This is a genomic window from Massilia timonae CCUG 45783, assembly GCF_000315425.1.
Taxonomy (GTDB): domain Bacteria; phylum Pseudomonadota; class Gammaproteobacteria; order Burkholderiales; family Burkholderiaceae_D; genus Telluria; species Telluria timonae.
The window spans coordinates 355,607-381,811 of record NZ_JH992923.1; the positions used below are offsets into that span (position 1 = coordinate 355,607).

The window sequence follows — 26,205 nt, forward strand, 5'->3', positions numbered from 1 at the left end:
TCAGGCGGCGGCGCCCGCGAACTCGATGGTCGCCGTCAACCCGCGGCCGCCGTCGCCGTCCGACAGCACGATGATGCCGCCATTGCGCGCGGCGCCGCGTTCGGCGATCGCCAGTCCCAGGCCGCTGCCCGATTGCTCCTGTCCCGGCACCCGGTAGAAGCGTTCGAACACCTTGTCGCGCAGGTCGGGGGCGATGCCCGGCCCCTGGTCGGCGATCGCCAGCCGATAGATGTGGCCGATGCGGTGGAGGCGTACCGCGATGCGGCTGTCCTGCGGCGAATACTTGATCGCGTTGCTGATCAGGTTATCGACGGCCGACGCCATGCTTTCCAGGTGCAGCGGCACGCTGCCGTCGCCATCGGCGTGGAACTCGATCTCGATATTGCGCTGCACCGCGAGGTGGGCCGCCGCCGCCACCCGGTCGCGCACGAACTCGGCGACGTCGGTCTGCGGGCAGGGATGGTCGAGCTGCGGCTCGGCGCGCGCCCGCTCGAGGGCCAGCAGCTGGTGCACGGTGTGGGTGGCGCGCGCCACGCCGCTTCGCAGGCCGGCCGCCGGTTCGGCGCAGCGCTCGGCCATCTCGCTGCCGGCGCGGCTGAGCAGCACATGGGCATTGATCTGGATCGCCGCCAGCGGCGTCTTGAGCTCGTGGGCGGCGTCGGTCAGGAACTCGTGCTCGTGCTCGATGCGCTGCGACAGGCGCGCCATCAGGCCGTTGATCGCGTCCACCAGCGGCGACAGTTCGCGGTAGATGGAATCGGGCAGGGGCGTCAGGTCGCCGTCCGAACGCTGGGCGATGCTTGACGCGATCGAACGCAGCGGACGCAGGCCAATGCCGACGATCAGCCAGGCGGGAATCAGGAGGAGCGGCAGGCTGAAGATGGTCGAGGACAGCAGGAAGCCGACGCCGCCGATCGAGAACATCCATTCGTCGTCGACTTCGTGGCTGCGCTCGACCAGGATGTCCTGGGCCTTGTCGTGCGCTTCCCAGCGCACCCAGGAATAGGCGTCGCGGGTGGCGACTTCGGGCAGCCGGTCGGGCCACTGCGGCGCCGAGTTGTAGATCAGGCGGCCGTGCAGCCAGACGCGCACCCGCACGTGCGAGTGGTAATCCAGTTCCTGGAACATGCGCACGCGGTTCGCCTCGATCTCCGCCAATACCGGCAGCATGCGCGCCACATCCGGGCCGACGTCCGACAGGTGGGCCTGGATATTGGCGGTGTGAGCCTTGTTCTCGCTGAAGGTGCGGCTGCGCTGGGTGGCCTTGGCCTCGAGGAATACCCACACCAGTCCGATGATGGCCACGCCGATGATCACGCCCGTGAAGCTGAACATCAGGCGCTGGAACAGCGACGACGGCCGGTTCGCCAGCCGCCTAAGCATCCTGCTGCACCATGTAGCCGACGCCGCGCACGGTGCGGATCACGCCTTCGCCGATCTTCTTGCGCAGGTTGAAGATGTGCACGTCCAGGGTCTGGCTCTGGCCCTCGCCGGCGGGCAGCGCGCGCCGCTCCAGCTCGACCCGCGTCAATACCCGGTTGGCCTGCTTCATGAGCGTCAGCAGCAGCGCGAACTCGGTCTTCGACAGGGTGACCGGCTGGCCGCCGCGCGTCACCGCCATGCGGTTTTCGTCGAGCACGATGTCGCCCGATGTCCACAGGTTCTCTTCCAGCGTGCCGTGGCTGCGGCGCACGATGGCGCGCAGGCGCACCAGCAGCTCGGGGATCTCGAACGGCTTGATCAGGTAGTCGTCGGCGCCCAGGTCGAAGCCCTTCAGGCGGTCTTGCAGGCTGTCGCGCGCGCTGATGATCAATACCGGCAGGCGCACGCCGTCGGCGCGCAACGCGCGCAGCAGGTCGTTGCCGTCGCCGTCGGGCAGGCCGAGGTCGAGCACCACCGCGTCAAAGGCCTCGTCGCGGATGCGCGCCCCGGCGTCGGCCGCGAGGCGCAGCCACACCGCCGTGTGGCCCTCGTCCTGGAATACCGACAACAGCGCCTGGCCGATGGCGAGATCGTCTTCGATCATGAGAATTTTCATGGCGCGAGTTTACCAGCGCGGCGTAGCGACAGGGCTTTGGTGAATCTTCAGATTCGCTTCAGCGCATGCGTTGACCCCGCCCGCGTGATATTGGACCATCGCATCCAACCAACACCAAGTTGGAATAAATATAATCAGGAGACAGACATGACGACACGTCGGGATGGCGCGCGGCGCCAGCTTTTCCAGTTGCATCCGGTTGCAGGCGCCTGTGCGCTGTTGATGACCATGGCGGCGCCCCTGCACGCGCAGGAAGCCGGCGCCCAGGACGCCGAGGACGCGGTCCGGCCCGCGGCGACCGTCTCGGGCGAGGCGCCGATCGCCACCGTCAACGTGTCCGGCATCCGGCGCGGCATCGAGGCGGCCATCGAGATCAAGCGCAACGCGACGTCGATTGTCGAAGCCGTGTCCGCCGAAGACATCGGCAAGCTGCCCGACACCACCGTCGCCCAGTCGATCTCGCGCCTGTCGGGCGTGACCACCCAGCGCAGCAAGATCAACGGCAAGGCGACCGAGGTCAGCGTGCGCGGCATGTCGCCGACCTTCAACGGCTCCCTGCTCAACGGCCGCGAGCAGGCCTCCACCAGCGATGCGCGCAGCCCCGAATTCGACCTGTTCCCGTCCGAGCTGACCGGCAGCGTGCTGGTGTACAAGACGCCGGACGCCAGCCTGATCGGCCAGGGCCTGGCCTCGACCATCGACCTGCGCACCCTGCGCCCGCTCGATTTCGGCAAGCGCATGTTCGCCGCCAATGCGCGCAAGGAGCGCATCGGCTTCGGTTCCGGTTCCGACCTCGGCTCGGGCCACCGCAAGACGCTGACCTACGTCGACCAGTACTTCGGCCGCAAGCTGGGCCTGTCGGTCGGCCTCACCTCGTTCAAGCAGGACAACGGCGGCGAACTCAAATTCGACAGCTGGGGCGCCAACACCGCCGACATCGACTACAACGGCCAGACCGTCAAGGCGATCAACGGCTTCATGGCCGAGACCTCGCGCCGCAAGGCCGAGCGCGACGGCGCCTCGGTCACCCTGCAGTTCCGGCCCAACGACAAATTCCGCTCGACCTTCGACGCGTTCTACTCGCGCGGCGAAGAGGCGACCAAGAAGACCGGCCTCGAAGGCGCGATCGTCGGCGGCACCGGCATCTACGATCCGAACGCGGTGCTCACCGACGCCACCATCGAGAACGGCATCGTCACCGCCGGCACCTTCAGCAACTACAAGGGCGACGTGCGCAATCACCTGTTCTCGAACAAGGACCGCCTGCTGTCGCTCGGCGTGAACAACGAGCTCAAGGTGGGCGAGTGGCGCATCGTGAACGACCTGTCGTACTCGAAGGGCACCAAGCGCATCAGCAATTTCGAGACCATGGCCGGCCAGCCGGGCAACACGCCCGAGAGCCAGCTCGGCTCGATCAGCTACAGCGGCTTCAACGGCAACAACTTCGCCGACGTGCGCTACAGCCCGAGCCTGAACTACGCCGACCGCAACGTGGCCGTGCTGACCGACGTCGCCGGCTGGGGCGGCGGCCCGCTGTCGCCGCAGGCCGGCTACCTGGCGCTGCCGACCATCGACGACAAGGTGCAGGCGGTGCGCCTGTCGGCCGAGCGCGACACCGACTGGGGCCCGCTGGCCGCGGTGCGCTTCGGCGTCAACTACACCAAGCGCGACAAGTCGCGCCTGGGCGAAGAGGGCCGCCTGTCGGTGCGCGGCGGCGACGGCTATGCCAGCATCCCGATGCCGGGCAGCGGCATCGAGGTCGCCGGCCCGACCGGCATCCCGGTCGCCTCGTTCGATCCGACCGGCAGCCTGGGCTCGCTGTATGAACTGAACCGCTGGGTCGACGCCACCGTGCTGGCGCGCGACTGGACGGTGGGCGAGAAGGTCACCACCGCCTACCTGATGGGCGAACTCGACGGCACCCTGATGTCGCTGCCGTACAGCGGCAATATCGGCGTGCAGGTGGTCGACACCCGCCAGCGCGCCAGCGGCAACCAGGTCGACCTGGCCAACTGCACCGGCATCACCACCGACACCTGCCCGGCGGTCGTCAAGACCGGCGGCGTCGACTACACGGAGGTCTTGCCCAGCCTGAACCTGACCTTCGACCTGGGCAACGACCAGCTGCTGCGCCTGGGCGCCGGCAAGCAGGTCTCGCGCGCCAACCTGGACAACCTGAAGGCCAGCATGAACTTCGGCCTGCAGAGCGCCACCGCCGAGGACCCGGCGCTGACCGGCTTCGCCGGCAATCCGGAACTCAAGCCCTATGAAGCGCGCGCGCTCGACCTGTCGTACGAAAAATACTTCGGCAAGAAGGGCTATGTCAGCGCCGCGCTGTTCTACAAGAAGCTCGACAACTACGTGATCAATGCGCCGCAGATGTTCGACTTCGCCCAGTACACCAGCGCCAGCACGCCGCTGCCGACCACCGGCCAGTACGCCGGCTCGACGATCGGCTTCCTGACCATGCCGCAGAACGGGGAGGGCGGCATCATGCGCGGCATCGAGCTGTCGGCCAACCTGCCGTTCGGCCTGGTCGTGAACGCGCTGGATGGCTTCGGCGTGCAGGTGAACCATTCGCATACCGATTCCTCGGTGCGCCTGCCGACCAGCGCCTTCGTCACCGGCAGCAATGCGCCGGTGTTCAACGGCGCGGTGTCCGAGATCGGCCTGCCGGGCCTGTCGCGCAACGTGACCAGCCTGCGCCTGTACTACGAGAAGCACGGCCTGCAGGTGTCGCTGGCGGCCTACCGCCGCTCCAGCTTCATCGGCCAGATCCTCGACTACCGCAGCGAATCGCAGTTCACCTTCATCAAGGGCGAGACGATTGCCGACGCCCAGGTGTCCTACGATTTCCGGGGCGGCATGCTGCAGGGCTGGTCGGTGTTCCTGCAAGGGCATAACCTGACCAACGAACCGTTCCGCGAGTACACCAGCGATCCGACGGTGTACACCAACACCGTCACCTTCGGCCGCACCTACTCGGCGGGTCTCAACTACAAGTTCTGACCATGACCGGACTGCCCATGAAACCCGTTCTTGTCCATGCCCTGGCCACGCTGGCGCTGCTGGCCGCCGCGCCGGCGGCGCCGGCGGCGCCGGCCACCGATCCTTATCAGCCGCGGGAGTACGTCCAGTTCCAGCATGCCGACTGGACGAAGAACGCCACCATCTACCAGATCAATACGCGCCAGTTCACGCCGGAAGGCACGTTCAAGGCTGCGGCCGGCCAGCTGCCGCGCCTGAAGGAGCTGGGCGTCGACATCCTGTGGCTGATGCCGATCCACCCGATCGGCGAAATCAAGCGCAAGGGTTCGCTGGGCAGTCCCTACGCGGTGCGCGACTTCCGCGCCGTGAATCCCGAGCTGGGCACGATGGCCGACCTGCGCGCTTTCGTGGAGCGCGCCCATGCGCTGGGCCAGCGCGTGATCATCGACTGGGTCGGCAACCACACCTCGTGGGACAACGTGCTGATGACGCAGCACCCGGAGTGGTACGCCAGGGGCGCCGATGGCAAGCCGCAGCCGACGCCCTGGTTCAACTGGGACGACATCATTGACCTCGACTACGGCAAGCCCGAACTGCGCCGCTACATGACGGATGCGATGAAGTTCTGGGTCAGGGAGGCCGGCATCGACGGCTATCGCGTGGACGCCGCCGGACTGGTGCCGCAGGACTTCTGGGACCACGCCAGCCGCGAGCTGCGCGCGATCAAGCCGGTGTTCATGCTGGCCGAGTGGGAGAGCCGCGACATGCACCGCGACGCCTTCGACGCCAGCTATGCCTGGACCTGGTGGGACGCGCTGCACGACATCGCGCGCGGCCGTTCGGACGCCACCCGCCTGCACGCGTATTACGCCTGGAACGCGAAGTTCTATCCGCGCCAGGCCTACCGCATGCTGTACACGACGAACCACGACAAGAACGCCTGGGACGGCACCGAGTTCGAAGCCTTCGGCCCGGCGGTCGACGCGGCGATCGTGTTCAGTTTCGTCAGCGAAGGCATCCCGCTGGTCTACAACGGCCAGGAAGCGGGCAACACCAAGCGCCTGGCCTTCTTCGAGCGCGACCCGATCGCGTGGAAGGCGTCGCCCTACACGGCGCTCTACAAGAAGCTGATCGCATTGAAGAAACAGAACACGGCGCTGTGGAACGGCGAATACGGCGCGCGGATGGTGCAGGTGCCGAACAATGCGCCGGCCCAGGTCCTGAGCTTCGTGCGCGCCAACGACAAGGACAAGGTGTTCGTCGCCCTGAACCTGTCGGACAAGCCGGTCAAGGCGAGCTTCGACAAGACGCTGCATCACGGGTCGTACCGCGACTTCGCCACCGGCGCGAAGGTCGAGGTGGGCGGATCGCTTGATGTTGAAATGGCACCGTGGAGTTACCGCGTGCTGGTGAAGTAAAACAAGGAGAGATATGGTTTCCAGATTCATGAATGTCAGCCTGGCCACGCATTGCTGCGTGGTGCTGGGCATGGTGGTGAGCTCGAGCGCCTTCGCGCTTGATGCGACGAGCGCGAGCGTCGAGTCGCCGGGCAAGGTGCTGAACGTGTCGGTGCAGGTCGCGCCGGACGGACGCCTGTCGTACCAGGTCGAACGCAAGGGCCAGCAGGTGATCGCGCCGTCGCGCCTGGGCTTCGTGCTGGGCAGCGACAAGCCGCTCGACTCGGGCTTCAAGATCGAGCGCCAGGTGGTCACCGACCATGACAGCACCTGGGAGCAGCCCTGGGGCGAGCGCCGCACGGTGCGCAACCACTACCGCCAGATGCGGGTCGACGTCAAGAAGAACGATGGCCGCCGCCTGGCGATCGTGTTCCGCGTGTTCGACGACGGTTTGGGCTTCCGCTACGAGTTCCCCAAGCAGCCGAACAACCGCGCGCTGCACATCGCCGACGAGCTGACCGAGTTCGTGGTCGCGCAGCCGGCCACCGCCTGGTGGCAGCAGGCGGGCGAAGTCTGGGCGCTGGAATACCCGATCCAGAAGTCGCCCCTGCGTGAAGTGGGCATGGCCAACACCCCGATGACGGTGCGCATGGAGAACGGCACCCACATCGCCTTCCACGAGGCGGCCCTGGTCGACTATGCCTCGATGTGGCTGCGCCGGGTCGAGGGCCAGCGCCTGCGCGCGCACCTGACCCCGTCCGCCACCGGCAACCCGGTGGTGCGTACCGGCGCCTTCACCACGCCATGGCGCACGATGCAGATCGCCGACGACGCGGCCGGCCTGTACATGTCCGACCTGGTGCTGAACCTGAACGAACCGAACAAGCTGGGCGACGTCTCCTGGGTCAAGCCGTCGAAGTACGTCGGCGTGTGGTGGGACATGCACCTGGAAACCAAGTCGTGGGCCTCGGGTCCGAAACACGGCGCCACCACCGAGTACACCAAGCGCTACATCGACTTCGCGGCCAGGAACGGTTTCCGCGGCGTGCTGGTCGAGGGCTGGAACCCGGGCTGGGACAGCGACTGGGCCGGCAACGGCGCCGACATGGACTTCACGAAGGCGCATCCGAGCTTCGACATCGCCGCCGTGACCGACTATGGGCGCAAGAAGGGCGTGCACCTGATCGGTCACCACGAGACCGGCGGCAATGTCGCGCACTACGAGAAGCAGATGGACGCGGCTTTCAAGCTGTACGCGAAACACGGCGTGGACAGCATCAAGACCGGCTACGTGACCGACGGCGGCGCGGCCCAGTTCATGGGCAAGAACGGCAAGGTCCACTTCGGCTACACCGATTCGCAAGAGGGCGTGCGCCACTACCAGAAGGTGGTCGAGGAGGCGGCGCGCTACAAGATCGCGATCAACACCCATGAGCCGGTGAAGGACACCGGCCTGCGCCGCACGTATCCGAACTGGATCTCGCGCGAAGGCGCGCGCGGCGTCGAGTACAACGCCTGGGGCAATCCGGTCAACAGCGTCGACCACGAGGCCAACCTGGTGTTCACCCGCATGCTGAGCGGCCCGCTGGACTACACGCCGGGCATCCTGAGCCTGGAGGGCAAGGACAAGAAGCCGTTCAACTCCACCCAGGCCAAGCAGCTGGCCAACTTTGTCGTGATCTATTCGCCGGTGGTGATGGCGGCCGACCTGATCGAGCACTACGAGCGCTATCCGGGCCCGTTCCAGTTCATCAAGGACGTGCCGACCGACTGGGAAGACACCCGCGTGCCGCACGGCGCGGTGGGCGAATACGTGACCATCGCGCGCAAGGACCGCGCGTCAAGCGCCTGGTACGTCGGCTCGGTGACCGATGGCGCCAGGCGCACGCTGGACCTGAAGCTGGACTTCCTGGACGCCGGCAAGACCTACGTGGCCGAGATCTACCGCGACGGCGACAACGCCGACTACCGCGACGACAAGCGCCGCTTCGACATCGTGATCGAGAAGCGCAACGTCACCAGCCTTGACACCATCAAGATGGTGCTGGCGCCGGGCGGTGGGCAGGCGATTCGCCTTGTGCCCGTGAAGTAACGGAACGTCGCGCACGACGCGAACGCGCATGGACCGGAAGCACCGGCCCTGCGCGTTCGGCGGATTTGGCATATGCTGTCGGATTGTCCATACCGCGTTGGCGCAATCCGAGTCCGTCGTCCCATGTCCACATCACCGTCTTCACCTTCCACGATATCCCCCGCCGCTTCCGGCACCGTCATGCAAATCCTGTTCTCGGTCGCCTTCGTTCACCTGCTGAACGACTGCGTGCAGGCCGTGCTGCCGTCGATCTATCCGCTCCTGAAGCATGAATTCGACCTGACCTTCGCCCAGGTCGGCCTGATCACCCTGACTTTCCAGTGCACCGCCTCGCTGCTGCAGCCCTGGATCGGCCTGTACACCGACAGGCGTCCGATCCCCTTCCTGCTGCCGGCCGGGATGTGCGTGACCCTGCTCGGCGTCGGCCTGCTGGCCTGGGCCGGCAGCTTCCCGATGCTGCTCACCGCGGCGGCGATGATCGGCATCGGTTCCTCGACCTTCCACCCCGAGGCCTCGCGCGTGGCGCGCCTGGCCTCGGGCGGGCGCTTCGGCTTCGCCCAGTCGCTGTTCCAGGTCGGCGGCAACGCCGGCTCGGCGCTCGGACCGCTGCTGGCGGCGGCCATCGTGGTCGGACGCGGGCAGGGCGAGATCGCCTGGTTCATGCTGCTGGTGCTGGTCGCGGTGGCGGTGCTGGTCGGCGTCAGCCGCTGGTACAGCAACCACCTGATGAACATGGTCAAGAAGGCCGCGCAGCACGCGGGACCAAAGCTGCCGCGCAAGAAGGTGGTCCAGGCCCTGGTGGTGCTGGCGCTGCTGGTCTTCTCCAAGTACATCTACATGGCCAGCCTGCAGACCTATTACACGTTCTTCCTGATCGAGAAATTCCACCTGCCGGTCGGCACTGCCCAGCTTTACCTGTTCCTGTTCCTGGCTTCGGTCGCCGCGGGCACCTTCGCCGGCGGCCCGATCGGCGACAAGATCGGCCGCAAGCGCGTGATCTGGTTCTCGATCCTGGGCGCGGCGCCGTTCACCATCATGCTGCCGTATGCGAACCTGTTCTGGACCGGCGTGCTGTCGGTCGTGATCGGGCTGGTGATGTCGTCGGCCTTCTCGGCCATCGTCGTCTTCGCCCAGGAGCTGGTGCCGGGCAAGGTGGGCCTGATCTCGGGCATCTTCTTCGGCCTGATGTTCGGCATCAGCGGCGTCGGCGCGGCGGCCATGGGCCATATCGCCGACATCCACGGCATCGAGCAGGTGTACCGGATCGCGTCCTTCCTGCCGCTGCTGGGCATCATGGCGGCGCTGCTGCCGAAGATCGAAGGGGCGAAGCGGTAGTATCGTGCATTCACCAAGGGAGATTGCCATGAACCTGAACGACATCCAGCGCATCGCCGCCTTCGACGACAACGGCCAGGGCGGCAATCCGGCCGGCGTCTGGATCGGCGCCGCCCTGCCGCCGGCCGCCGAGATGGCCCGGATCGCGCACGCGGTCGGGTTCTCGGAAACCGCCTTCGCCGCGCCGGAGGGCGAGGCTTGGCGGGTGCGCTATTTTTCGCCCGAATCCGAGGTGCCGTTCTGCGGCCACGCCACCATCGCCCTCGGCGCCGCGCTGGCCCGCGCCCACGGCGACGGCCGCTACGCGCTGACCCTGAACGCGGCCAGCATCACGGTCGAGGGGCGGCGCGAGGGCGAGCGGGTGCACGCGGCGCTGCAGTCGCCGCCGACCTGGAGCCGGGCGGCCGAGCCGCAACTGGTCGATGCGGCGCTGGCGCTGTTCGGCTACACCCGGGCCGATCTCGATCCGCGCATCGCGCCGGCGCTGGCCCATGGCGGCGCCGACCACCTGGTGCTGGCGCTGTCGAGCCGCGCGCTGCTCGCGGCGATGCGCTACGAGCTGGACGCCGGCCGGGCGCTGATGCTGGGACACGGCCTGGTGACGGTTGTACTGGTCTGGGCCGAGCATCCGCAGCTATTCCACACCCGCAATCCCTTCGCCTCGGGCGGCGTCTATGAAGATCCGGCCACCGGCGCCGGCACCGCGGCACTGGCCGGCTACCTGCGCGACATCGGCTGGCCGCATGGCGGACGGATCGAGATCGTCCAGGGCGAAGACATGGGCGCGCGTTCGCGTTTGACGGCCGAGATCGGCGACGAGGCGGGCGGTTCGATCCGCGTGTCAGGAACGGCGAGGTTGATGTAAAGCAATACTTGTGATTTCTGGTGGTTTTCGTTGGGCAAAGCCAACAACTTTGTCATAAAACTACTGGTGTACTTACTATTAAATAGAGGGCAAAAAGCACGCCTGCTCAACAGTTCGAATTTCCGTGAGCGGATTGATAATTTGATCCAGACCAAACCTGTTTCAACTTACCAACCAGGAGTACCGCCATGGAGCTGTTTCCAGCAGCCGTGTTCACCCCCCCGAAAGCGACCCGTCCGCGCACCGCGCGCGCGCCGGTCGCTGGAGGCGCGATCGAGCGTTTGCCGTTCACCGTCCGCCGGGTAGAAACCGAAGCGGATCTTCTCAAGGCCGTGCGCATCCGCCACGCCGCCTATGCCCGCCATGTCCCGGATTTCGCCCGCAGCCTGGCGCAGCCCGAGGCGGCCGACTACGATGCCGACACCATCGTCCTGCTGGCCGAGTCCAAGCTGGACGGCACGCCGATCGGGAGCACCCGCATCCGCACCAACCTCTACCGCCCCCTGGGCGTCGAGGAATCGATCGTCCTGCCCGCCTGGCTGCAGGGCAAGCGCCTGGTCGAGGCGACCCGCCTCGGCATCGACGAAGGCCGGGTCGGCCGCATGGTCAAGATTGCACTGATCAAGGCCTGCTTCATGTATTGCGAAGACAACGCTATCGATTACTCGGTGGCGACCGGCCGTCCACCCGTGGACAGGCAATACGATCAGCTGATGTTCGTCGACGTGTTCCCTGAATTGGGTCTGGTGCCGCTGCGTCACGTGGGCAATATCCCGCATCGCATCATGGCGTTCGAGATCGCCACCTTCCAGCAGCGCTGGGCCGAGGCGCGCCACCCGATGCTGAACTTCTTCTTCAATACCCACCATCCGGACATCGACGTCGGTCCGGTCGCGCCGTCATCGCTGGCGCTGCCGCAGCGCCCGTTGCCGCCGGCCAGCCGGCCACGCGTCGAACTGGCGTTCGCCTGATGTTCGACTGATTCTCTCCTGATCGTGTTCCGGTCCGGCGGTGACGCCGTCAGCCGGGATCGCGGGGCGCAGCCTTGACGGGCTGCGCCCCGTTGCGTTCCTGCTCGGCCAGCTCGCGTGCGAGGGCCCGGGCCAGGTCGTGGTCCAGGAAAAACGTGAGGAAGGTGCGGATGGCCGCGATCGCGGCCAGCCGTCCCAGTTCGTCCCAGCCGGGCGCGATCGTGGTGCCGACGATGTCGGCGGCAAGCTGGAAGGTGAGGGCGACCACCAGCCAGTCGCCGAAGCCGATGAAGGCCGCGTGCACCCGCGCCGGCGTGGCGGCGCCCCGCAGGCACAGTGCCAGCACGCGCGCCAGCGCCTCCAGCGCGCCGGCGGCCACGGTCAGCACCGCGAGCGCGTCGAGGGCAAGCGCGATCCAGCCGGCGGTCGCATGCACCAGCGCTTCCATCCCGTTCTTTCATTTTGGGCCAGTCACGATCATAAGCATTCTTCGGGTGCGCGCGGTAGTGGACCTTGGCCGTAGCGCTGTCGACGCACGACGTTCTTGACGAGGCAGGGGCACAAAACGCGGCGCTGACTGTCTACACACCATCAGCAGTGCGAAGCGCACCGGCGAATGGCGCCGGGGCGGCCCTGATGTTCCACCCCCTAGCTCCGAGAGGTCAGTCATGAAGACATTCACGCGCAGCCCCCGCAGTCTCGCCATCGCCGCGGCGCTGCTCTGTTCACCGCTCGCCGCGGCGCAAGACGTGCTCCCAGTCGAATTACTCGAGGAACGCAATCTGGTGGGCCTGGGTGTGTTCGCGGTGCCCGACTATTACGGCTCGTCCGATTACCAGGCCGCCGTGGCGCCGGTGTTGCACTACAACTTCGGGTCCGACCGCTACGTCCGGGTGCTCGGGCCGGAGATCATGGCCAACCTGGTGCCGCGCAAGGACTGGCGCGCCGGTCCGCTGATTCGCTGGCGCATGCGGCGCGACGACGATGTCGACGACGAGATCGTCTCGCGCATGCGTCCGGTCGCCACGGCCACCGAGATCGGCGCCTTCGTCGCCTATCACATGCCGCTGACGCAAGGCCAGCCAATGCACAAGCTGGTGTTCAGCGCCGACGTGGTCGGCAACACCAATAATGTGTACAACGGCGCCACCGGCAACGTGCGCGTCAACTACATCCACCCCTTCCCGCAGCCGGTCGCCGGCATGCAGCTGATCGGCAGCATCGGTTTTGGCCTGTTCTTCGCCAGTAACGACTTCAACCGCAAGTACTTCGGCGTCGGGGGAGGCGACGACTTCCTGTACCCGGAGCGGCTCGGCGTGCCCTATGACCCCGACCCGTCGGTCACCTCGATCAAGATTCCCTTCAGCCTGACGACCCAGCTGAACCCGGAATGGCTGATGACGGTCGGCGGGCGTTATGAGCGGCTGCTGGACGACGCCAAGGACAGCCCGGTGGTGGAGGGCCGCGGCGACGCCGACCAGTGGACGGTGGGGATCGCGTTCTCCTACCTGTTCTGAGAACGGCAGGGCGGCATGCCGGCGGGCGTTCCGACTCGCCGGCGCTGCCGGCGCGTCGCTATCTGGCGAACAGGAAGGTCACGCTCAGGCGCAGGCCCCAGTCGCGCGGCCCGCCGCTCGGGCTGTCGGCCCAGTAACGCAGGCCGGCGCCGATCGATATCGGTTGCCGGCCGACCTTGATCAGCTTGCTGGCGGTGACGATGACCGGCACCGACCACTGTTCCTGCTTCCAGTCGTAGCTGGACTCGGTGTTGATGCCGAAGGTCCAGGCGGTTCTGGTGGTGTAGTTGAGGAAGGGCTGGACGAAGGTGGCGCTGACGTTCGGCCGGTCGTCATGGCCGGCGAAGGACCAGATGTGATTGGCCAGCGCGCCATAAGTCCACGGACCGTGCTGCCTGACCACCACGCCGGTCGGGCCGATGCCCCACTGGCGCGCGCTGAGGGCGCTCTCGCTGCCGGTGGGCAGCAGGAACACGGGCCCCGCGCCCCAGACGATGCCGTGCGCCGCGGGCCGCGACGGCGAGATGAAGAAGCTCTGGGTGATGTCGCCGATGCCGTGCTGGCTGCCGGCGCCGGGCGCCAGGTCGTGCTGGCTGACCAGCGGCGCGATGGTGCGGCTGATCAGGGTCCAATCCGGGTCGAGCGTGACCGGCACCACCGGCTGCACGTTCATGGTGTACCTGCGGCCGTCGCGCGTGGGACCATCGTGCCGGTCATAATTGGATTGCAGCGGCACGCTGATCATCGCGGCCACGGGATTGGCGAGCTTCCTGGCCAGCTCTTGTTCCTCCTGCGCGCGGACGGGCTGGCAGGAGAGCCAGGCCAGGCCGGCCGCCGTCGCGCAAGCGCGCCTCGTTCTCATCCTGGAGGCGCGACCACGACGTAGTTCACGCTGGTGCCCGCGTACTGCGGCTGGTACCAGGTGCTGCCGCACTGCTGGTAGGTGACCCCGGCCCGGACCACGGCCACGCAGGACGACGGGATCGAATATGCCACCGAGCCGATCGCCGCCGCCGTCACCGCCACCGCGCCGGCCACCGCCAGCCCCGCGCCGGGGCGGTAGTAATCGTGGTCGACATCCACATTGATGTTGCGGTTGACGTTGACGTTGCGGTTGACGTTGGCGTGGCCGTTGACCGAGGTGCGGCTGACGCTGCTCGAGGCGTGGTAATTGCCGCCATAGGCGCCGCGATGCACCTGGGCGCTCCCGCTGCGGCTGACCGCCGCGCCGCCGACGCGTCCCGCGCCACGCTGGGCGGCGGCCTCGTAGGCGATGACGACGACCGCCAGCGCGAGCAGCACACCGATGACGCGCCGATGTCCTGGAGTGAGCGGCATGGGTTCTCCCCCGTTCATTTGATGGACGCGACCTTGCCGTCGGCCGTCTGCAGCGCGATCTTCATCGCGCCCGGCGGCGGCCGGAAGGAGAAAGTGGCATCGGTGAAGCGCGGCGCGAGGTTCCAGCGCAGCCACACCGTATGGGTCGGTTCGCCCGGTTGCCCGCTGGCCGTGATCGCCAGCTTCAGGGGCAGCGGCGTCTTGCCGTCCTGGATCCATACCTGCCAGTCCACGCCTTCCTGGCGGTAGGCGTAGTGCCCGGCCTTCAGGCTGCCGACCGTCGCCGGGCCGATGTAATGCGCGGCCCGGATGTCGGACACCGGCGCCTGTTCCGTCCCCCAGTAGAACAGGTCGGCGAGCGGCAGTTCGATGCCGTATTTCGTGCCCAGCGCGTCGACGGTCTCACGCAGGGTCGGCGGGGCCGCGACGGTGGCGTAATACTTGAGGCGCTGGCCGTAGACGGTCACCGACTTGCCGTCATAGAAGATCTGGCGCTGCTTGCGGTCGTTGGCGACGTCGACCTGGAGGCGGTCGGGCCGGCGCACCCTGAGGTTCGCCGTGCTGTCGAACTGCAGCTTCATGCCGTCGTCCATCACGGTCTCGGTGGTGGCGCGGCCGACGACTTCGAAAGCGGGCAGGGTGCGCAGGTAGGCGCCCATGGCGCCGAGGGCGGAAACGGCCTCGGGCTCGAGATCGGGCTGCGCGGCCGGGGCCGGGGCTGGGGGCGGGGCCGGCGCGGTGGACTGCGCCGGTGGCGCGTTCTGCGGCGCCGCCAGGCAGGCCAGCGGCATCCAGGCCGCGGCGCACAGGAATCGGATCGGGACAGCCCGCATAGACTTTCCTTTCGTTTGCGAACAGACTACGCCGGGCCGTTTGATGCGCCGTGCGACCGGCCGCCATGGCACTAGTGAGCCATCGACGCGGCAGGCGCGCAATCGGACCTAAGCCTTACTGTCAATGACAAACCGTTGTGAAATCGCCCTGGCTGGCCTAATAATTGCATGACGGCACTAGCGTAAAGCGGTATCCTTGCGCTTTAATGGCCCGCCGCTCGTCGCGCCGGGCCACCAGTGCCACCCAAGATCGTCCATGCCCAACGTCAATCATCAGCTCCGTGCAACGCTGCCGGCCGCGCTCCATGCGGCTGTCGAGCTGGTCCTGAAGATATTTGCCTACTATCTGATTCCGGTCGGGATCGGCGTCGTCTCGCTGATCGCGCTCGTCTTCTGGCATGACGAATACCGCACCAGCGGCGACGTGCCGCTTGCGATGCACGTCACGGTCGACCGGGCCGCGGCGCTGGCGCCAGGCGACGCGCTGGCCCTGGCGCGCGCCACGCCGCTGATCAATAGCCACGATACCCATCTGTCCGAAGCGCCGGTCTGGTTCGTCTTCGAACCGATGCCGCGCGCCGGCGAGCAGGTGATCGAATTCCCGTCGCGCCACGCGCTCGACATCGGCTGCTGGAATGCCAATACCCTGGAGCCCCTCGGCGCCGCCACCCGCAGCACGGACGACGGCGCCCTGCGCGCCGACAAGGCCGGTTTCGCGATGCGCCTGGCGCCGCTGCCGCGCCAGCTGCTGTGCCGCGCCACCTTCTCGGGCCCGGCGCGCCTGTCGGTGCTGCAATGGCCGGCCGATCAGTTCGCCTTGTCGGTCAAGCAATACCACCGCAAATCGGGCCTGCTCGACGGCGGCATGATCGTGCTGGCCCTGTTCATCATCATCACGGCCCTGATCAACCGCCAGCCGGTGTACGTGCTGTTCGCCGGCTGGCTGATCCTGAACCTGCGCGTGGGCGCGCTGTCGGCCGGCTGGGACATCCAGTGGCTGGGCCAGACCGTGCCTTCCGAATGGTTGCTGCGCAGCCGCGCCGTGACGATCACCCTGTACGGCATCGCCACGCTGACCCTGTACCAGGCGCTGCTCAAGGAGCACCTGGCCGAGATGCGCTACCTGCTGCCGATGCGCGTCATGCAGTGGTTGTGCATGCCGATGCTGGCCGCCGCCATGCTGCTGCCGTATGGCATGTACCTGCCGCTGCTGTGGGGCATCCTGGTGTGCTGCTTCTCCCTGATGACGATCGGCCTGTTCAAGATCATCGTGGAATCGCGCACGCGGGTCGCGGCCTGGTTCGCGGCCTCGTTCGCGGTGACCTTCCTGGCGTCGCTGGCCGAGGTCCTGTCGGCCGCGCTCGGCATGCGCGAGCTGCTCGGCGTGATCAACAGCGTCACCGCCGCGCTCGCGTCGAGCCTGCTGGCGGCGCTGGCCGTGGCCGAGCAGATGCGGATGGAAACCGAGAAGCGCCAGGAAGCCCAGGAAGAGCTGGAGCACGCCTACCAGGCGATGCCGGTCGGCCTGTTCACGCTCGATATGTACGGCCACTTCCTGAGTGTCAATCCGGCCCTGCAGAAGATGCTGGGCATGAGCGGCTTCGCGCCGGGCCGCACCGCCTGGCGCCAGTTCTTCACCGAAGCCAGCTGGGCCAACCTGCACGAGCAGGTGCATGCCAAGTCCGAGGCCGAGATGGAACTGGCCAGCCGCGACGGCAACCAGCGCTTCCTGGTCAGCGCCACCCTGGCGCGCTCGCGCATCGAGGGCGTGCTGCAGGACACCACCGAAAAACACAAGGCCACCGAGCAGCTGCGCTTCATGGCCAACAACGATCCGCTGACCAAGGTCTACAACCGGCGCGGCATCGAACGCGAATTCTCGGGCGCCGCCGCCAGCCTGGCCGCCGGGCGGCCGATGGCGCTGGCCTACGTCGACCTCGACCGCTTCAAGCTGATCAACGACCTGTTCGGCCATGCGGCGGGCGACGAAGTGCTCAAGCAGGTGTGCGAGCGGATGGGCACGATGCTGGCCGGTGGCCAGCAGATCGGCCGCGTGGGCGGCGACGAATTCGTGATCGTGATGCCCGAGACGGCGATCCCGCTGGCCTCGATCATCTGCCGCGGCATCGTCGACCGCCTCGGCAACACCCCGTACCGGGTGGGCGACAAGGCCTTCCACGTGCGCGCCTCGGTCGGCCTGATCGAGGTGGTGCCGGGCATGCCGATGAAGGATGCGGTGTCGACCTCGGACCGCGCCTGCCGCGAAGCCAAGACCGGCCTGGGCGACGGCCTGGTGGTGTATGAACGCGGCGCCGACGCCTTCCGCCAGCGCGCGGCCGAACTGGACCTGGTCGAGCGCCTGTCCGGCCCGGACGCGACCGACAACCTGCTGCTCGAGATGCAGCCGATCATGTCGCTGCGCGCGCCGCACGAATCGATGAACTTCGAGGTCTTGCTGCGCATGCGCGAGGCGGATGGGCGCGTGGTGCCGGCCGGCGCCGTGATCGCCGCCGCCGAGAAGAGCGGGCGCGCCAGCATGATCGACCGCTGGGTGCTCACCACCACCCTGGCCTGGATCGCCGAGCACACCGATGACCTGGTCAATACCCGCTTCGTGTGCATGAACCTGTCGGGAGCCTCGCTCAACGACGAGCGCTTCGTGCAGGACACCTTCGATATCCTGGGCCGCTACGTGCACGTGGCCAGCCGCCTGTGCCTGGAAATCACCGAGAGCGTGGCGCTGCACGACCTGGACAACACGCGCCGCTTCATCGACCAGGTGCGCAGCTTCGGCGTGAAGGTGGCGCTGGACGACTTCGGCGCCGGCTACACCTCGTTCTCGTACCTGAAGGAGTTGCCGGCCGACGTGCTGAAAATCGACGGCAATTTCATCGTCAACATCAACGCCCACCCGGCCAACGTGGCGATCGTCGAAGCCATCGTCAGCCTGGCGGTGAACCTGGGCATGAAGACGATCGCCGAATGGGCCGAGGACGCGGCCACCGTGCAGACGCTGCACGAGATCGGCGTCGACTACGTGCAGGGCTATGTGGTGGCGCGCTCGATGCCGCCCGAGCGTTTACTGGAAGGACGCTCGAGCGCCGGCTTCATCAGGGACGAGGACTTGCTGGAGCTGCTGCGCGAGCTGGAGAATCCTCCGGCGCCGCACCTGGCCAGCGTGAGCAGGCTGCACTGAGCCGGCTGCTCTGAATCACTCGAGGCCGGCGAGGGTTTCCCTGCTGCCCACGTCGTCGAGCAGGAACTGCGCGCGCGCCGCCTTCAGGGTGGCGACGTCGCTGGCCAGCGGCTCGGCCTTGACCCGCGGCATCGGAACGGCGCGGCGCTGCAGCTCGCGCGGCGGCGGCAGCACGTCTGCACGCGCCGCCAGCGGATAGGGAGCAAGCCGGGTCACGCCCTCGCTGGACGGCATGCTGGCCGTGCGCACGGTGACGGCGCCGGCTTCGCAAGGGCGGTCGGTGAGGGTGACGCGGCCGGCGTCGTCGATGCACTTGACGATGACGGTGTCGGAATAGGCGCTCGGCGCGGCGATCGCGGCGGCGGCCAGCAGGCAGATGCTCAGTTGACGCTTCATGATTGGCTCCTGGACGGATCCATGTTCGGGATTTCATTGTCTTCCTTGCATCACTACGCTTCTGTTCGCCACTTCACGTGGCGGTGTAGGCCTGCGCGCCGTCGTTTTTTACAGAACCGCCAGTCTTGGATAAAATGTCCAGCATGACCAAGACATTGCCAAGCAAGGACGAGTCCGCGCTCATCGAGCAGGTCCGCCACATCGCCGAGGGCCTGGCCCAGACCTTCGCCCCGTTCTGCGAAGTGGTGGTGCACGATCTGCGCGACCCCGGCCATGCGGTGCTGGCGATCCACAATAATCTCTCCAGCCGTGCCGCCGGCGATCCGGCCACGGAGCTGGGGCTGGCGCGCATCGCCGACAGCGCCTACCCGCAAGTCGTCGCCAATTATCCGAACCAGTTTCCGGATGGCCGCCCGGCAAAGAGCACCTCGATCGGCATCAAGGACGCCGACGGCAACTATGTCGCGGCGCTGTGCCTGAACGTCGACCTGACCCTGTTCCGTTCGATGCAGGGCATCCTCGAACGGTTCAACGCCGTGGGCGAGGCGCCGGTGGGCGAATCGCTCGATCCGGCCAATGCCGACGCCATCCGGCGCCGCATCGACGCCTTTGCTGCGCGGCTGGCCTCCTCGCCCCAGCTGCTCAAGGCGCATGAGCGGCGCGCGCTGATGCGCGAGCTGAAGGAGGGCGGTTATCTCGAAGTGCGGCGCGCGATGGAAGTGGCGGCCGGCCACCTCGGCATTTCGCGGGCGACGGCTTACAACGACATTAAATAGAATTCAGCGGTGCCACTTATCAGGGGAGTCACTCTTGAAGACAGCCGTGTACAGCGCCCGCCGCTACGACAAGACCATGCTGGCCCAGGCCAACGAAGCCGCCGGCCATGAATTGCGCTTCCTCGAAGACCGCCTGAGCCGCGAGACCGCCATCCTGGCCAAGGGTTGCGAGGCGGTCTGCGTCTTCGTCAACGACACCGTCGACGCCGAGGTGCTGGGCATCCTGGCGAACCAGGGCACGCGCCTGGTGGCGACGCGCTCGACCGGCTACAACCACGTCGATGCGCACGCCGCGCGCGAACTGGGCATCGCGGTGGTGCGGGTCACCGATTATTCTCCCAACTCGGTGGCCGAGTTCGCGGTCGGCCTGCTGCTGGCCGTGAACCGCAAGATCGCGCGCGCCAGCGTGCGCACGCGCGAAGGCAATTTCGATCTCGACGGCCTGATGGGTTTCGATTTGCACGGCAAGACGGTCGGCGTGATCGGCACCGGCAAGATCGGCACCATCTTCGCCCGCATCATGGCCGGTTTCGGCTGCACCCTGGTCGGCTACGACCGTTACCCCACGCCGGCCTTCGAGGCGCTGGGCGGGCGCTATATCGGCGTCGACGAGCTGCTGGCCTGCAGCGACGTGGTGTCGCTGCATTGCCCGCTGCTGGAAGAAACTCATCACATCGTGAATGCGGCGGCGCTGGCGCGGGTCAAGCGCGGCTGCGTGCTGGTCAACACCAGCCGCGGCGGCCTGGTCGACACCGAGGCCGCGGTGCAGGCGCTCAAGACCGGCCAGCTGGGCGGCCTGGCGATCGACGTCTACGAGCAGGAAGCGAGCCTGTTCTTCCAGGACCTGTCGTCGACCATCATCACCGACGACGTGATCCAGCGCCTGGTGTCGTTTCCGAACGTGATCGTGACCGGCCACCAGGCCTTCTTCACTGTCGAGGCGATCGGGCAGATCATGCGCACCACCATCGACAGCATCGGCGCTTTCGCGCGGGGCGAGGAACTGGTCAACCGGATTCCGGATTGATGCGGCGTGCATGACTTCGCCGCAATGGTGGACAAGCGCCGGCTCGTTGCGCTAGGGTGCAAATCATGAAAAGCATCGACACGACAAACAGCAGATACATCACCGAGTTCCATCTCGAGCGGGTCTGCTTCGAACGCATCTTCGATGCCCCTGGTCGCACCGGCCATTTCAGTTTCGAGGCGGCAGGCAAGCGCCAGTTTGGTGTCATGCTGCCGGAAGGCGACGTGCCGCGTGAAGGTGCGCACTACGCCGTCATTCTCGCAGAGAAGGGCAATTGGCAGGCTGTCATGGCCTGGCGTGATCTGTCCACGCCGCATGTGTACATTCGGGAAACCGCATGGCAGGTCGTGGGGCAGTATGCGTGGCTCGCTTATTTCGGGATGCCAGCCGTGCTCGGGGTTACATTTGTCGCCTTTGGCGGCTGGGCGGCGCTGGCGGTGCTGGGGCTGACTGTGTGGGGCGGGGTGGCCTACCTGCGTCACGTCATTCGGCGCAATCGCAGGATCGAGCAGGCCTTGCTCGACGTGCCCCCACAGGCGCCGCCCGGCATGCGCCTCGACCATACGGTGTCATGGCGCACGCGCGTCGTCAAAGGGCTCGCTTCGCTGTTCTGAGGGACGCTGATGGTTTGACGACTATTCCAGAATTGGATAATATTTCCAATTCATCGTCACCGAGGACATCGCCATGCATTCGCTCCAGCTCCCCACTTACGAAGACGTCGCCCAGGCCGCCGAGCGAATCCTGGGCGTAGCCCACCGCACCCCGGTGCTGACTTCGCGCACCGTCAACGAGGAATTCGGCGCCGAGATATTCTTCAAGTGCGAGAACATGCAGCGCATGGGGGCCTTCAAGTTCCGTGGCGGCTATAACGCGCTGGCGAAGTTCAGCCCCGAACAGCGCCGCGCCGGCGTCGTCGCCTTCTCATCAGGCAACCACGCGCAGGCGATCGCGCTGTCGGCCAAGATCCTGGGCATGCCGGCGACGATCGTGATGCCGCAGGATGCGCCGGCCGCGAAGGTCGCCGCCACGCGCGGCTATGGCGCCACCGTGGTGACCTATGACCGCTACACCGAAGACCGCGAGCAGATCGGTCGCGAGCTGGCCGAGAAGCACGGCCTGACCCTGATTCCGCCCTACGACCACGCCGACGTGATCGCGGGGCAGGGCACGGCGGCCAAGGAGTTGTTCGAGGAAGTCGGTCCGCTGGACGCCTTCTTCGTGTGCCTGGGCGGCGGCGGCCTGCTGTCCGGCTCCGCGCTGGCCACGCGCGCGCTGTCCCCTGGCTGCCTGCTGTACGGCGTCGAGCCGGAAGCCGGCAACGACGGCCAGCAATCGCTGCGCAAGGGCGAGATCGTCCACATCGACACGCCGCGCACCATCGCCGACGGCGCCCAGACCCAGCACCTGGGCCAGCTGACCTTCCCGATCATCCAGCGCGACGTCAACGACATCCTCACCGTGAGCGACGAGGAGCTGGTGGCCTGCATGCGCTTCTTCGCCGAACGCATGAAGATCGTGGTGGAGCCGACCGGTTGCCTCGGTTTCGCGGCGGCGCGCAGGATGAAGGAACAGCTGAAAGGGAAGAAGGTCGGGATCCTGATTAGTGGCGGGAATATCGATCTCGGGCGGTTTGCGAGCCTGATCGGCGATTGATTGACTTCTGCGAAACGGTCGTGAGTTCTACTGGAGGTCAGACCGGCAAGAAAAAAGGGAGCATATCTGCTCCCTTGGTGATCAGTAGTGGTAGCGGCAGGACAGGATGATCAACTCTTCATCCTGCACTTCGTAGACGAGGCGGTTCGTCTCATCTATTCGCCGTGACCAGCAACCACTGAGGCTGTGTTTCAAGGCTTCGGGCTTGCCTATTCCCGCAAAGGGGTCTCTTTGAACATCCTTGATTAAATCATTGATACGCTTGAGCGTCTTCTTGTCCTGCGTCTGCCAGTAAATATAGCTATCCCAGCCTTCATCCGTGAACTTCAAGTGGCGCATGTTGCGATTCCTCAGCGTCGGATATATCGAGTAATTCCCGATGCTGCGCTCGACCAGAGCGGGCCTGTGCAATTGACTTGGCGAGGTGAGCCGCATTCGCCGGTGAGCTCAACAAATGCACAGTCTCCATAAGACTGCTGTAGTGATCGAATGACATGACGACCGCGTCCGGCGCATCGCGGCGCGAGATGACGGTGACGTCAGCATCTTCAACCACTTGGTCGATGACGGTCCGAAGACTGTTGCGAGCATCGGAAAAGTTAATGATTCTCATGTATTACTCCAATCGCTCAATAGTCGTAGTCATTAGCAATAGTCGCAGGCGTAAGCAATGATCGCGGGCGTTAGCAGTTGTCGCAGGCGTTAGCAAAGGTCGTTGGTAGCAATAATCGCAGGCGTGAGCAGTGGTCGCAGGCGTCAGCAGTATTCGCAGGCGTTAGCAATAGTTGTAAGCGTGTTATCGAAAGGATATACATGTACGATAAGTTGTACATGTAGGAGTATAGCGCGGTTTTCGGAGATGGCAAGGAAATAGAGCAGATCACGCCGCCAGCGGCAACGCCACCTGCAGCAAGAACCCGCCGCCTTCGCGATTGCGCACTTCCAGCCCCGCGTTATGCCGGGTCAGCACGCGCTCCACGATCGCCAGGCCTAGCCCGGCGCCATTCGCCTGGCCGCGCGCGCTATCCAGCCGAGTGAAGGGCTTCATCAGCTGTGCGATCTGGTCCGCCGGCACGCCGACACCATGGTCGCCGATCTCGATCACGGCGCGTCGCCCGTGCCCCGTGGCCTTCACCCGCAGCACGATGTCGATGTCGGTGCATGAGGTGCCCGGCGTCTTGCCGTAGCGGCGCGCGTTTTCGATGATGTTGTTGATCACGCGCCGCAGGTCGGTCGCGTTGCCCATCACGTGCACGCCCGGCATCAGGTCGGTCTTCACGTGCAGGTCGGGGATGCGGGCCGCCTCGCGGCCGACGTCGGACAGCATCTCGGACAGGTTCACCGGCACGAAGGTCGCCGCCTCGGTCGGCTTGGCGTAGTCCAGGAACTGGCCGATGATGGCGTCCATCTGCGCGATGTCCGACTGCATGCCTTCGCGCGCCTCCGTCGAGAGATTCGCCATCTCGACCTCCAGCCCCATGCGCGCCAGCGGCGTGCGCAGGTCGTGCGAGATGCCGGCCAGGATCACGGCGCGGTCCTTTTCCACCTGCGCCAGGTCTTCCACCATCTGGTTGAAGCTGCGATTGGCCTCGATGATCTCCTGCGAACCCTTCTCGGGCAGGCGCACAGGGCGCTCGCCCTTGGCGATGGCGCGCGCGGCGGCCGTCAGGCGCGCCAGCGGGCGGTTCACCAGGCTCGAGATCAGCGCCGCGCCGAGCACCGACAGCAGGCCCACCACCACGGCCCAGCCCAGCCACTGTTCGCGCGTCAGGCCCGTCAGGCGCTCGCGTTCGAGCATCAGCCAGTACTTGTCGTCCTCGATGTTGAAGCTGATGTAGAAGCCCGGCACGCCGTTCACGCCGCTCGAGAAGCGCGTGTCGGCCCCCAGCCGTTCGCGCACGATGGCGGCGATCTCGGGCATCAGGGGATTGTGCGGTGGCGGGTCGACCACGTCCGTGTCTTCCAGCGTGAAGATGCGGATGCCTTCGTTCGACACCAGTTCGAGCAGCAGCTCGCGCCGCAGGTCGGGCGCCGAGTGGGTGAGCGCGGCCTTGGTGATGGTCACCACCGACACCACCAGCTCCGCCGTCTGCTGCACCTGCTTGTCGCGCTGGAACACGCTGATCATGCCGATCCAGGCCAGCATCGAGGCCGCGGTAAGCACCGACATCAGGAAGAAGGTGCGCCAGAACAGGCCGCTCTTGAACCAGGCGAAGCGCAGGGCGCGCCGCGCCTGGGCGATCGGGGTAAACACTAGCGCGGCTGGCCTTCAGGGATGAACACGTAGCCCAGGCCCCACACGGTCTGGATGTACAGCGGGCTCGATGGATCGGGCTCGATCAGCTTGCGCAGGCGCGAGATCTGGACGTCGAGCGAGCGGTCGAACACCTCGTATTCGCGGCCGCGCGCCAGTTCCATCAGCTTCTCGCGCGACAGCGGCTGGCGCGCATGGCGCGCGAACACCTTCAGCACCGAGAATTCGCCGGTGGTCAGCGGCACCGTCTCGCCATTCTTCTTGAGCGTGCGCGTGCCCAGGTCGAGCACGAAGTCGCCGAACTCGAAGGTCTGCGGCGTTTCGGACGGCGCGCCGGGGATCTCGTCCGGGCCCTTGCGGCGCAGGACGGCGCCGATGCGGGCCACCAGCTCGCGCGGGTTGAACGGCTTGGGCAGGTAGTCGTCGGCGCCCATTTCGAGGCCGACGATGCGGTCGACGTCCTCGCCCTTGGCGGTCAGCATGATGATCGGGGTCTGGTCGCCGGCGCCGCGCAGGCGGCGGCAGATCGACAGCCCGTCCTCGCCGGGCAGCATCAGGTCGAGCACCAGCAGGTCGTAGCGCTCGCGCAGCCACAGTTTGTTCATCGCCGGCGCGCTTTCGGCGGTGACGACCTGGAAGCCCTGTTCGGTCAGGTAACGGCGCAGCAGGTCGCGCAGGCGCACGTCGTCGTCCACGACCATGATCTTGGCGGAGTGGCCCGATGCAGCGCCCGCACCCGCGTGATTGTTCGAAGTCGTTGAAGTCATAAAACTGTCCAGAATTGTCAGATGAATGTCGCTATGGTAACTTCTTATGGCTAGGGCGGAAGCACGACTCAGCCCAGCCATTACAATGTGTTACAAACTTTACCCAATAAGTCTTACTCCGCTTTCGGTATGCACCTACACTGGCGACAAGTGATCAACACAGCTTATCCGTTTATCAGGCATCGCGGAAGAGGAACACCATGAACCACGCGCACAATGACAAACCAGCAGGATTCGGCGCCAATGGCGGCCGGCTCGCCCGGCTTGCGCGCCTTGGTGTGATCGCCTGCGTGCTGGCAGGTACCGGGGCCAGCGCATTGGCGCAGAACCAGGAGCGCGATCCGCGCCGCGACGAAGCGGCGCTGCGCGACCGTTATCAAATGCAGGCCCAGCAAGACCCGCGCGTCTACGAGATGCGCGACCAGGACCGTCGCGTCATGGAGGCGCAGGCCGACGCGGCCCGTGAAGAGCGCCGTCGCGGCCGGCTGTCGCCGGACGAGCGGCGCGACCTGCGGCGCCAGATCAAGGAAGGTTCGGAACTCTATCCGAACGCCCGCCGCCGCTGAAAATGCGGCTTGCAATGTAAAACGACGGCGCCGATGGCGCCGTTGTCGTTTCTGGAATTTGACATTCCTCAAGGCGTCATGCTGGCGTACCTCGTGCGTTTTTTCCGGATCCGGGCACGAATGCCCAGCTGAGTAATGGTGTCGGTCGCGTCACAAATTTTCTTTTTAGAAATCTAGTTGCCATATGTTTATT

The 26,205-nt window shown here is 66.2% G+C and carries 24 protein-coding genes; 13 read left to right on the plus strand and 11 right to left on the minus strand.

Annotation, left to right across the window (positions count from 1 at the left end; all coding sequences use genetic code 11):
• Complete coding sequence (locus HMPREF9710_RS11660; RefSeq protein ID WP_005666553.1) at positions 1-1,383, minus strand: ATP-binding protein; 1,383 nt, start codon at positions 1,381-1,383, stop codon at positions 1-3.
• Positions 1,376-2,026 carry a response regulator transcription factor gene (locus HMPREF9710_RS11665; protein WP_229409785.1) on the minus strand — a complete coding sequence of 217 codons (651 nt, stop codon included), beginning with the start codon at positions 2,024-2,026 and terminating at the stop codon, positions 1,376-1,378. Before HMPREF9710_RS11665 ends, HMPREF9710_RS11660 begins: the two co-directional genes overlap by 8 nt.
• A gap of 159 nt (positions 2,027-2,185) precedes the next feature.
• Between HMPREF9710_RS11665 and HMPREF9710_RS11670 the strand changes: the two genes are divergently transcribed.
• From HMPREF9710_RS11670 to HMPREF9710_RS11695, 6 genes are all read left to right on the plus strand, one after another.
• Complete coding sequence (locus HMPREF9710_RS11670; protein WP_005666557.1) at positions 2,186-5,047, plus strand: TonB-dependent receptor; 2,862 nt, start codon at positions 2,186-2,188, stop codon at positions 5,045-5,047.
• 17 nt (positions 5,048-5,064) lie between these two features.
• Positions 5,065-6,444, plus strand: a complete 1,380-nt coding sequence (locus HMPREF9710_RS11675) for an alpha-amylase family glycosyl hydrolase (protein ID WP_005666559.1) — start codon at positions 5,065-5,067, stop codon at positions 6,442-6,444.
• A 13-nt stretch (positions 6,445-6,457) separates the two neighbouring features.
• Complete coding sequence (locus HMPREF9710_RS11680) at positions 6,458-8,515, plus strand: glycoside hydrolase family 97 protein (RefSeq protein ID WP_005666561.1); 2,058 nt, start codon at positions 6,458-6,460, stop codon at positions 8,513-8,515.
• A 180-nt stretch (positions 8,516-8,695) separates the two neighbouring features.
• Positions 8,696-9,850: an MFS transporter gene (locus tag HMPREF9710_RS11685; RefSeq protein ID WP_005666562.1), complete on the plus strand. Its 1,155-nt coding sequence runs from the start codon at positions 8,696-8,698 to the stop codon at positions 9,848-9,850.
• A 28-nt stretch (positions 9,851-9,878) separates the two neighbouring features.
• Positions 9,879-10,715, plus strand: coding sequence for a PhzF family phenazine biosynthesis protein (locus tag HMPREF9710_RS11690; RefSeq protein ID WP_005666564.1), 837 nt, complete (start codon positions 9,879-9,881; stop codon positions 10,713-10,715).
• Between the two features lie 188 nt (positions 10,716-10,903).
• Complete coding sequence (locus HMPREF9710_RS11695) at positions 10,904-11,686, plus strand: N-acyl amino acid synthase FeeM domain-containing protein (protein ID WP_005666566.1); 783 nt, start codon at positions 10,904-10,906, stop codon at positions 11,684-11,686.
• Between the two features lie 49 nt (positions 11,687-11,735).
• On the opposite strand, the gene HMPREF9710_RS11700 is transcribed toward HMPREF9710_RS11695, so the two are convergent.
• A complete protein-coding gene (locus HMPREF9710_RS11700) occupies positions 11,736-12,134 on the minus strand; it encodes a DUF1622 domain-containing protein (RefSeq protein ID WP_005666568.1) in 399 nt (132 codons plus the stop codon).
• A 220-nt stretch (positions 12,135-12,354) separates the two neighbouring features.
• Between HMPREF9710_RS11700 and HMPREF9710_RS11705 the strand changes: the two genes are divergently transcribed.
• Complete coding sequence (locus HMPREF9710_RS11705) at positions 12,355-13,203, plus strand: MipA/OmpV family protein (RefSeq protein ID WP_005666569.1); 849 nt, start codon at positions 12,355-12,357, stop codon at positions 13,201-13,203.
• 58 nt (positions 13,204-13,261) lie between these two features.
• On the opposite strand, the gene HMPREF9710_RS11710 is transcribed toward HMPREF9710_RS11705, so the two are convergent.
• From HMPREF9710_RS11710 to HMPREF9710_RS11720, 3 genes are read right to left on the minus strand one after another with little or no spacing between them, the layout of a single operon-like run.
• Positions 13,262-14,065 (minus strand): hypothetical protein, encoded by an 804-nt coding sequence (locus HMPREF9710_RS11710; protein WP_005666571.1) that lies wholly within the window; start codon positions 14,063-14,065, stop codon positions 13,262-13,264.
• Positions 14,062-14,541, minus strand: a complete 480-nt coding sequence (locus HMPREF9710_RS11715) for a hypothetical protein (protein WP_005666573.1) — start codon at positions 14,539-14,541, stop codon at positions 14,062-14,064. The genes HMPREF9710_RS11710 and HMPREF9710_RS11715 overlap by 4 nt, the downstream gene beginning before the upstream one ends.
• Before the next feature lie 14 nt (positions 14,542-14,555).
• Positions 14,556-15,374, minus strand: a complete 819-nt coding sequence (locus tag HMPREF9710_RS11720) for a DUF2092 domain-containing protein (protein WP_005666575.1) — start codon at positions 15,372-15,374, stop codon at positions 14,556-14,558.
• A 256-nt stretch (positions 15,375-15,630) separates the two neighbouring features.
• Here HMPREF9710_RS11720 and HMPREF9710_RS11725 point away from each other — a divergent pair, with 256 nt between their 5' ends.
• Positions 15,631-18,570, plus strand: a complete 2,940-nt coding sequence (locus HMPREF9710_RS11725; protein WP_005666577.1) for a putative bifunctional diguanylate cyclase/phosphodiesterase — start codon at positions 15,631-15,633, stop codon at positions 18,568-18,570.
• Between the two features lie 15 nt (positions 18,571-18,585).
• On the opposite strand, the gene HMPREF9710_RS11730 is transcribed toward HMPREF9710_RS11725, so the two are convergent.
• Complete coding sequence (locus HMPREF9710_RS11730) at positions 18,586-18,966, minus strand: hypothetical protein (RefSeq protein WP_005666579.1); 381 nt, start codon at positions 18,964-18,966, stop codon at positions 18,586-18,588.
• A 134-nt stretch (positions 18,967-19,100) separates the two neighbouring features.
• Between HMPREF9710_RS11730 and HMPREF9710_RS11735 the strand changes: the two genes are divergently transcribed.
• The 4 genes from HMPREF9710_RS11735 to HMPREF9710_RS11750 all read left to right on the plus strand — a co-directional run bounded on the left by HMPREF9710_RS11735 (position 19,101) and on the right by HMPREF9710_RS11750 (position 22,425).
• The gene (locus HMPREF9710_RS11735) at positions 19,101-19,742 is read left to right on the plus strand and encodes a helix-turn-helix transcriptional regulator (RefSeq protein WP_040776150.1); all 642 of its coding nucleotides are present in this window, start codon (positions 19,101-19,103) and stop codon (positions 19,740-19,742) included.
• A 34-nt stretch (positions 19,743-19,776) separates the two neighbouring features.
• Complete coding sequence (locus HMPREF9710_RS11740) at positions 19,777-20,769, plus strand: 2-hydroxyacid dehydrogenase (RefSeq protein WP_005666583.1); 993 nt, start codon at positions 19,777-19,779, stop codon at positions 20,767-20,769.
• Between the two features lie 65 nt (positions 20,770-20,834).
• Positions 20,835-21,383, plus strand: a complete 549-nt coding sequence (locus tag HMPREF9710_RS11745; RefSeq protein ID WP_005666585.1) for a hypothetical protein — start codon at positions 20,835-20,837, stop codon at positions 21,381-21,383.
• 73 nt (positions 21,384-21,456) lie between these two features.
• Complete coding sequence (locus HMPREF9710_RS11750; protein ID WP_005666587.1) at positions 21,457-22,425, plus strand: threo-3-hydroxy-L-aspartate ammonia-lyase; 969 nt, start codon at positions 21,457-21,459, stop codon at positions 22,423-22,425.
• An 81-nt stretch (positions 22,426-22,506) separates the two neighbouring features.
• Here the strand turns inward: HMPREF9710_RS11750 and HMPREF9710_RS11755 are convergent, their stop codons facing one another.
• From HMPREF9710_RS11755 to ompR, 4 genes are all read right to left on the minus strand, one after another.
• Complete coding sequence (locus HMPREF9710_RS11755) at positions 22,507-22,764, minus strand: Txe/YoeB family addiction module toxin (protein ID WP_005666589.1); 258 nt, start codon at positions 22,762-22,764, stop codon at positions 22,507-22,509.
• Positions 22,739-23,038, minus strand: coding sequence for a type II toxin-antitoxin system Phd/YefM family antitoxin (locus HMPREF9710_RS27120; protein ID WP_081589899.1), 300 nt, complete (start codon positions 23,036-23,038; stop codon positions 22,739-22,741). The genes HMPREF9710_RS11755 and HMPREF9710_RS27120 overlap by 26 nt, the downstream gene beginning before the upstream one ends.
• Positions 23,039-23,305: 267 nt before the next feature.
• Complete coding sequence (locus HMPREF9710_RS11760) at positions 23,306-24,679, minus strand: sensor histidine kinase family protein (RefSeq protein ID WP_005666591.1); 1,374 nt, start codon at positions 24,677-24,679, stop codon at positions 23,306-23,308.
• On the minus strand, positions 24,679-25,446 hold the full coding sequence (gene ompR / locus HMPREF9710_RS11765; RefSeq protein ID WP_005666593.1) for an osmolarity response regulator transcription factor OmpR: 768 nt from the start codon (positions 25,444-25,446) through the stop codon (positions 24,679-24,681). The genes HMPREF9710_RS11760 and ompR overlap by 1 nt, the downstream gene beginning before the upstream one ends.
• A 200-nt stretch (positions 25,447-25,646) precedes the next feature.
• Here ompR and HMPREF9710_RS11770 point away from each other — a divergent pair, with 200 nt between their 5' ends.
• On the plus strand, positions 25,647-26,012 hold the full coding sequence (locus HMPREF9710_RS11770) for a hypothetical protein (protein ID WP_005666595.1): 366 nt from the start codon (positions 25,647-25,649) through the stop codon (positions 26,010-26,012).
• The last annotated feature ends 193 nt before the right edge of the window (positions 26,013-26,205 follow it).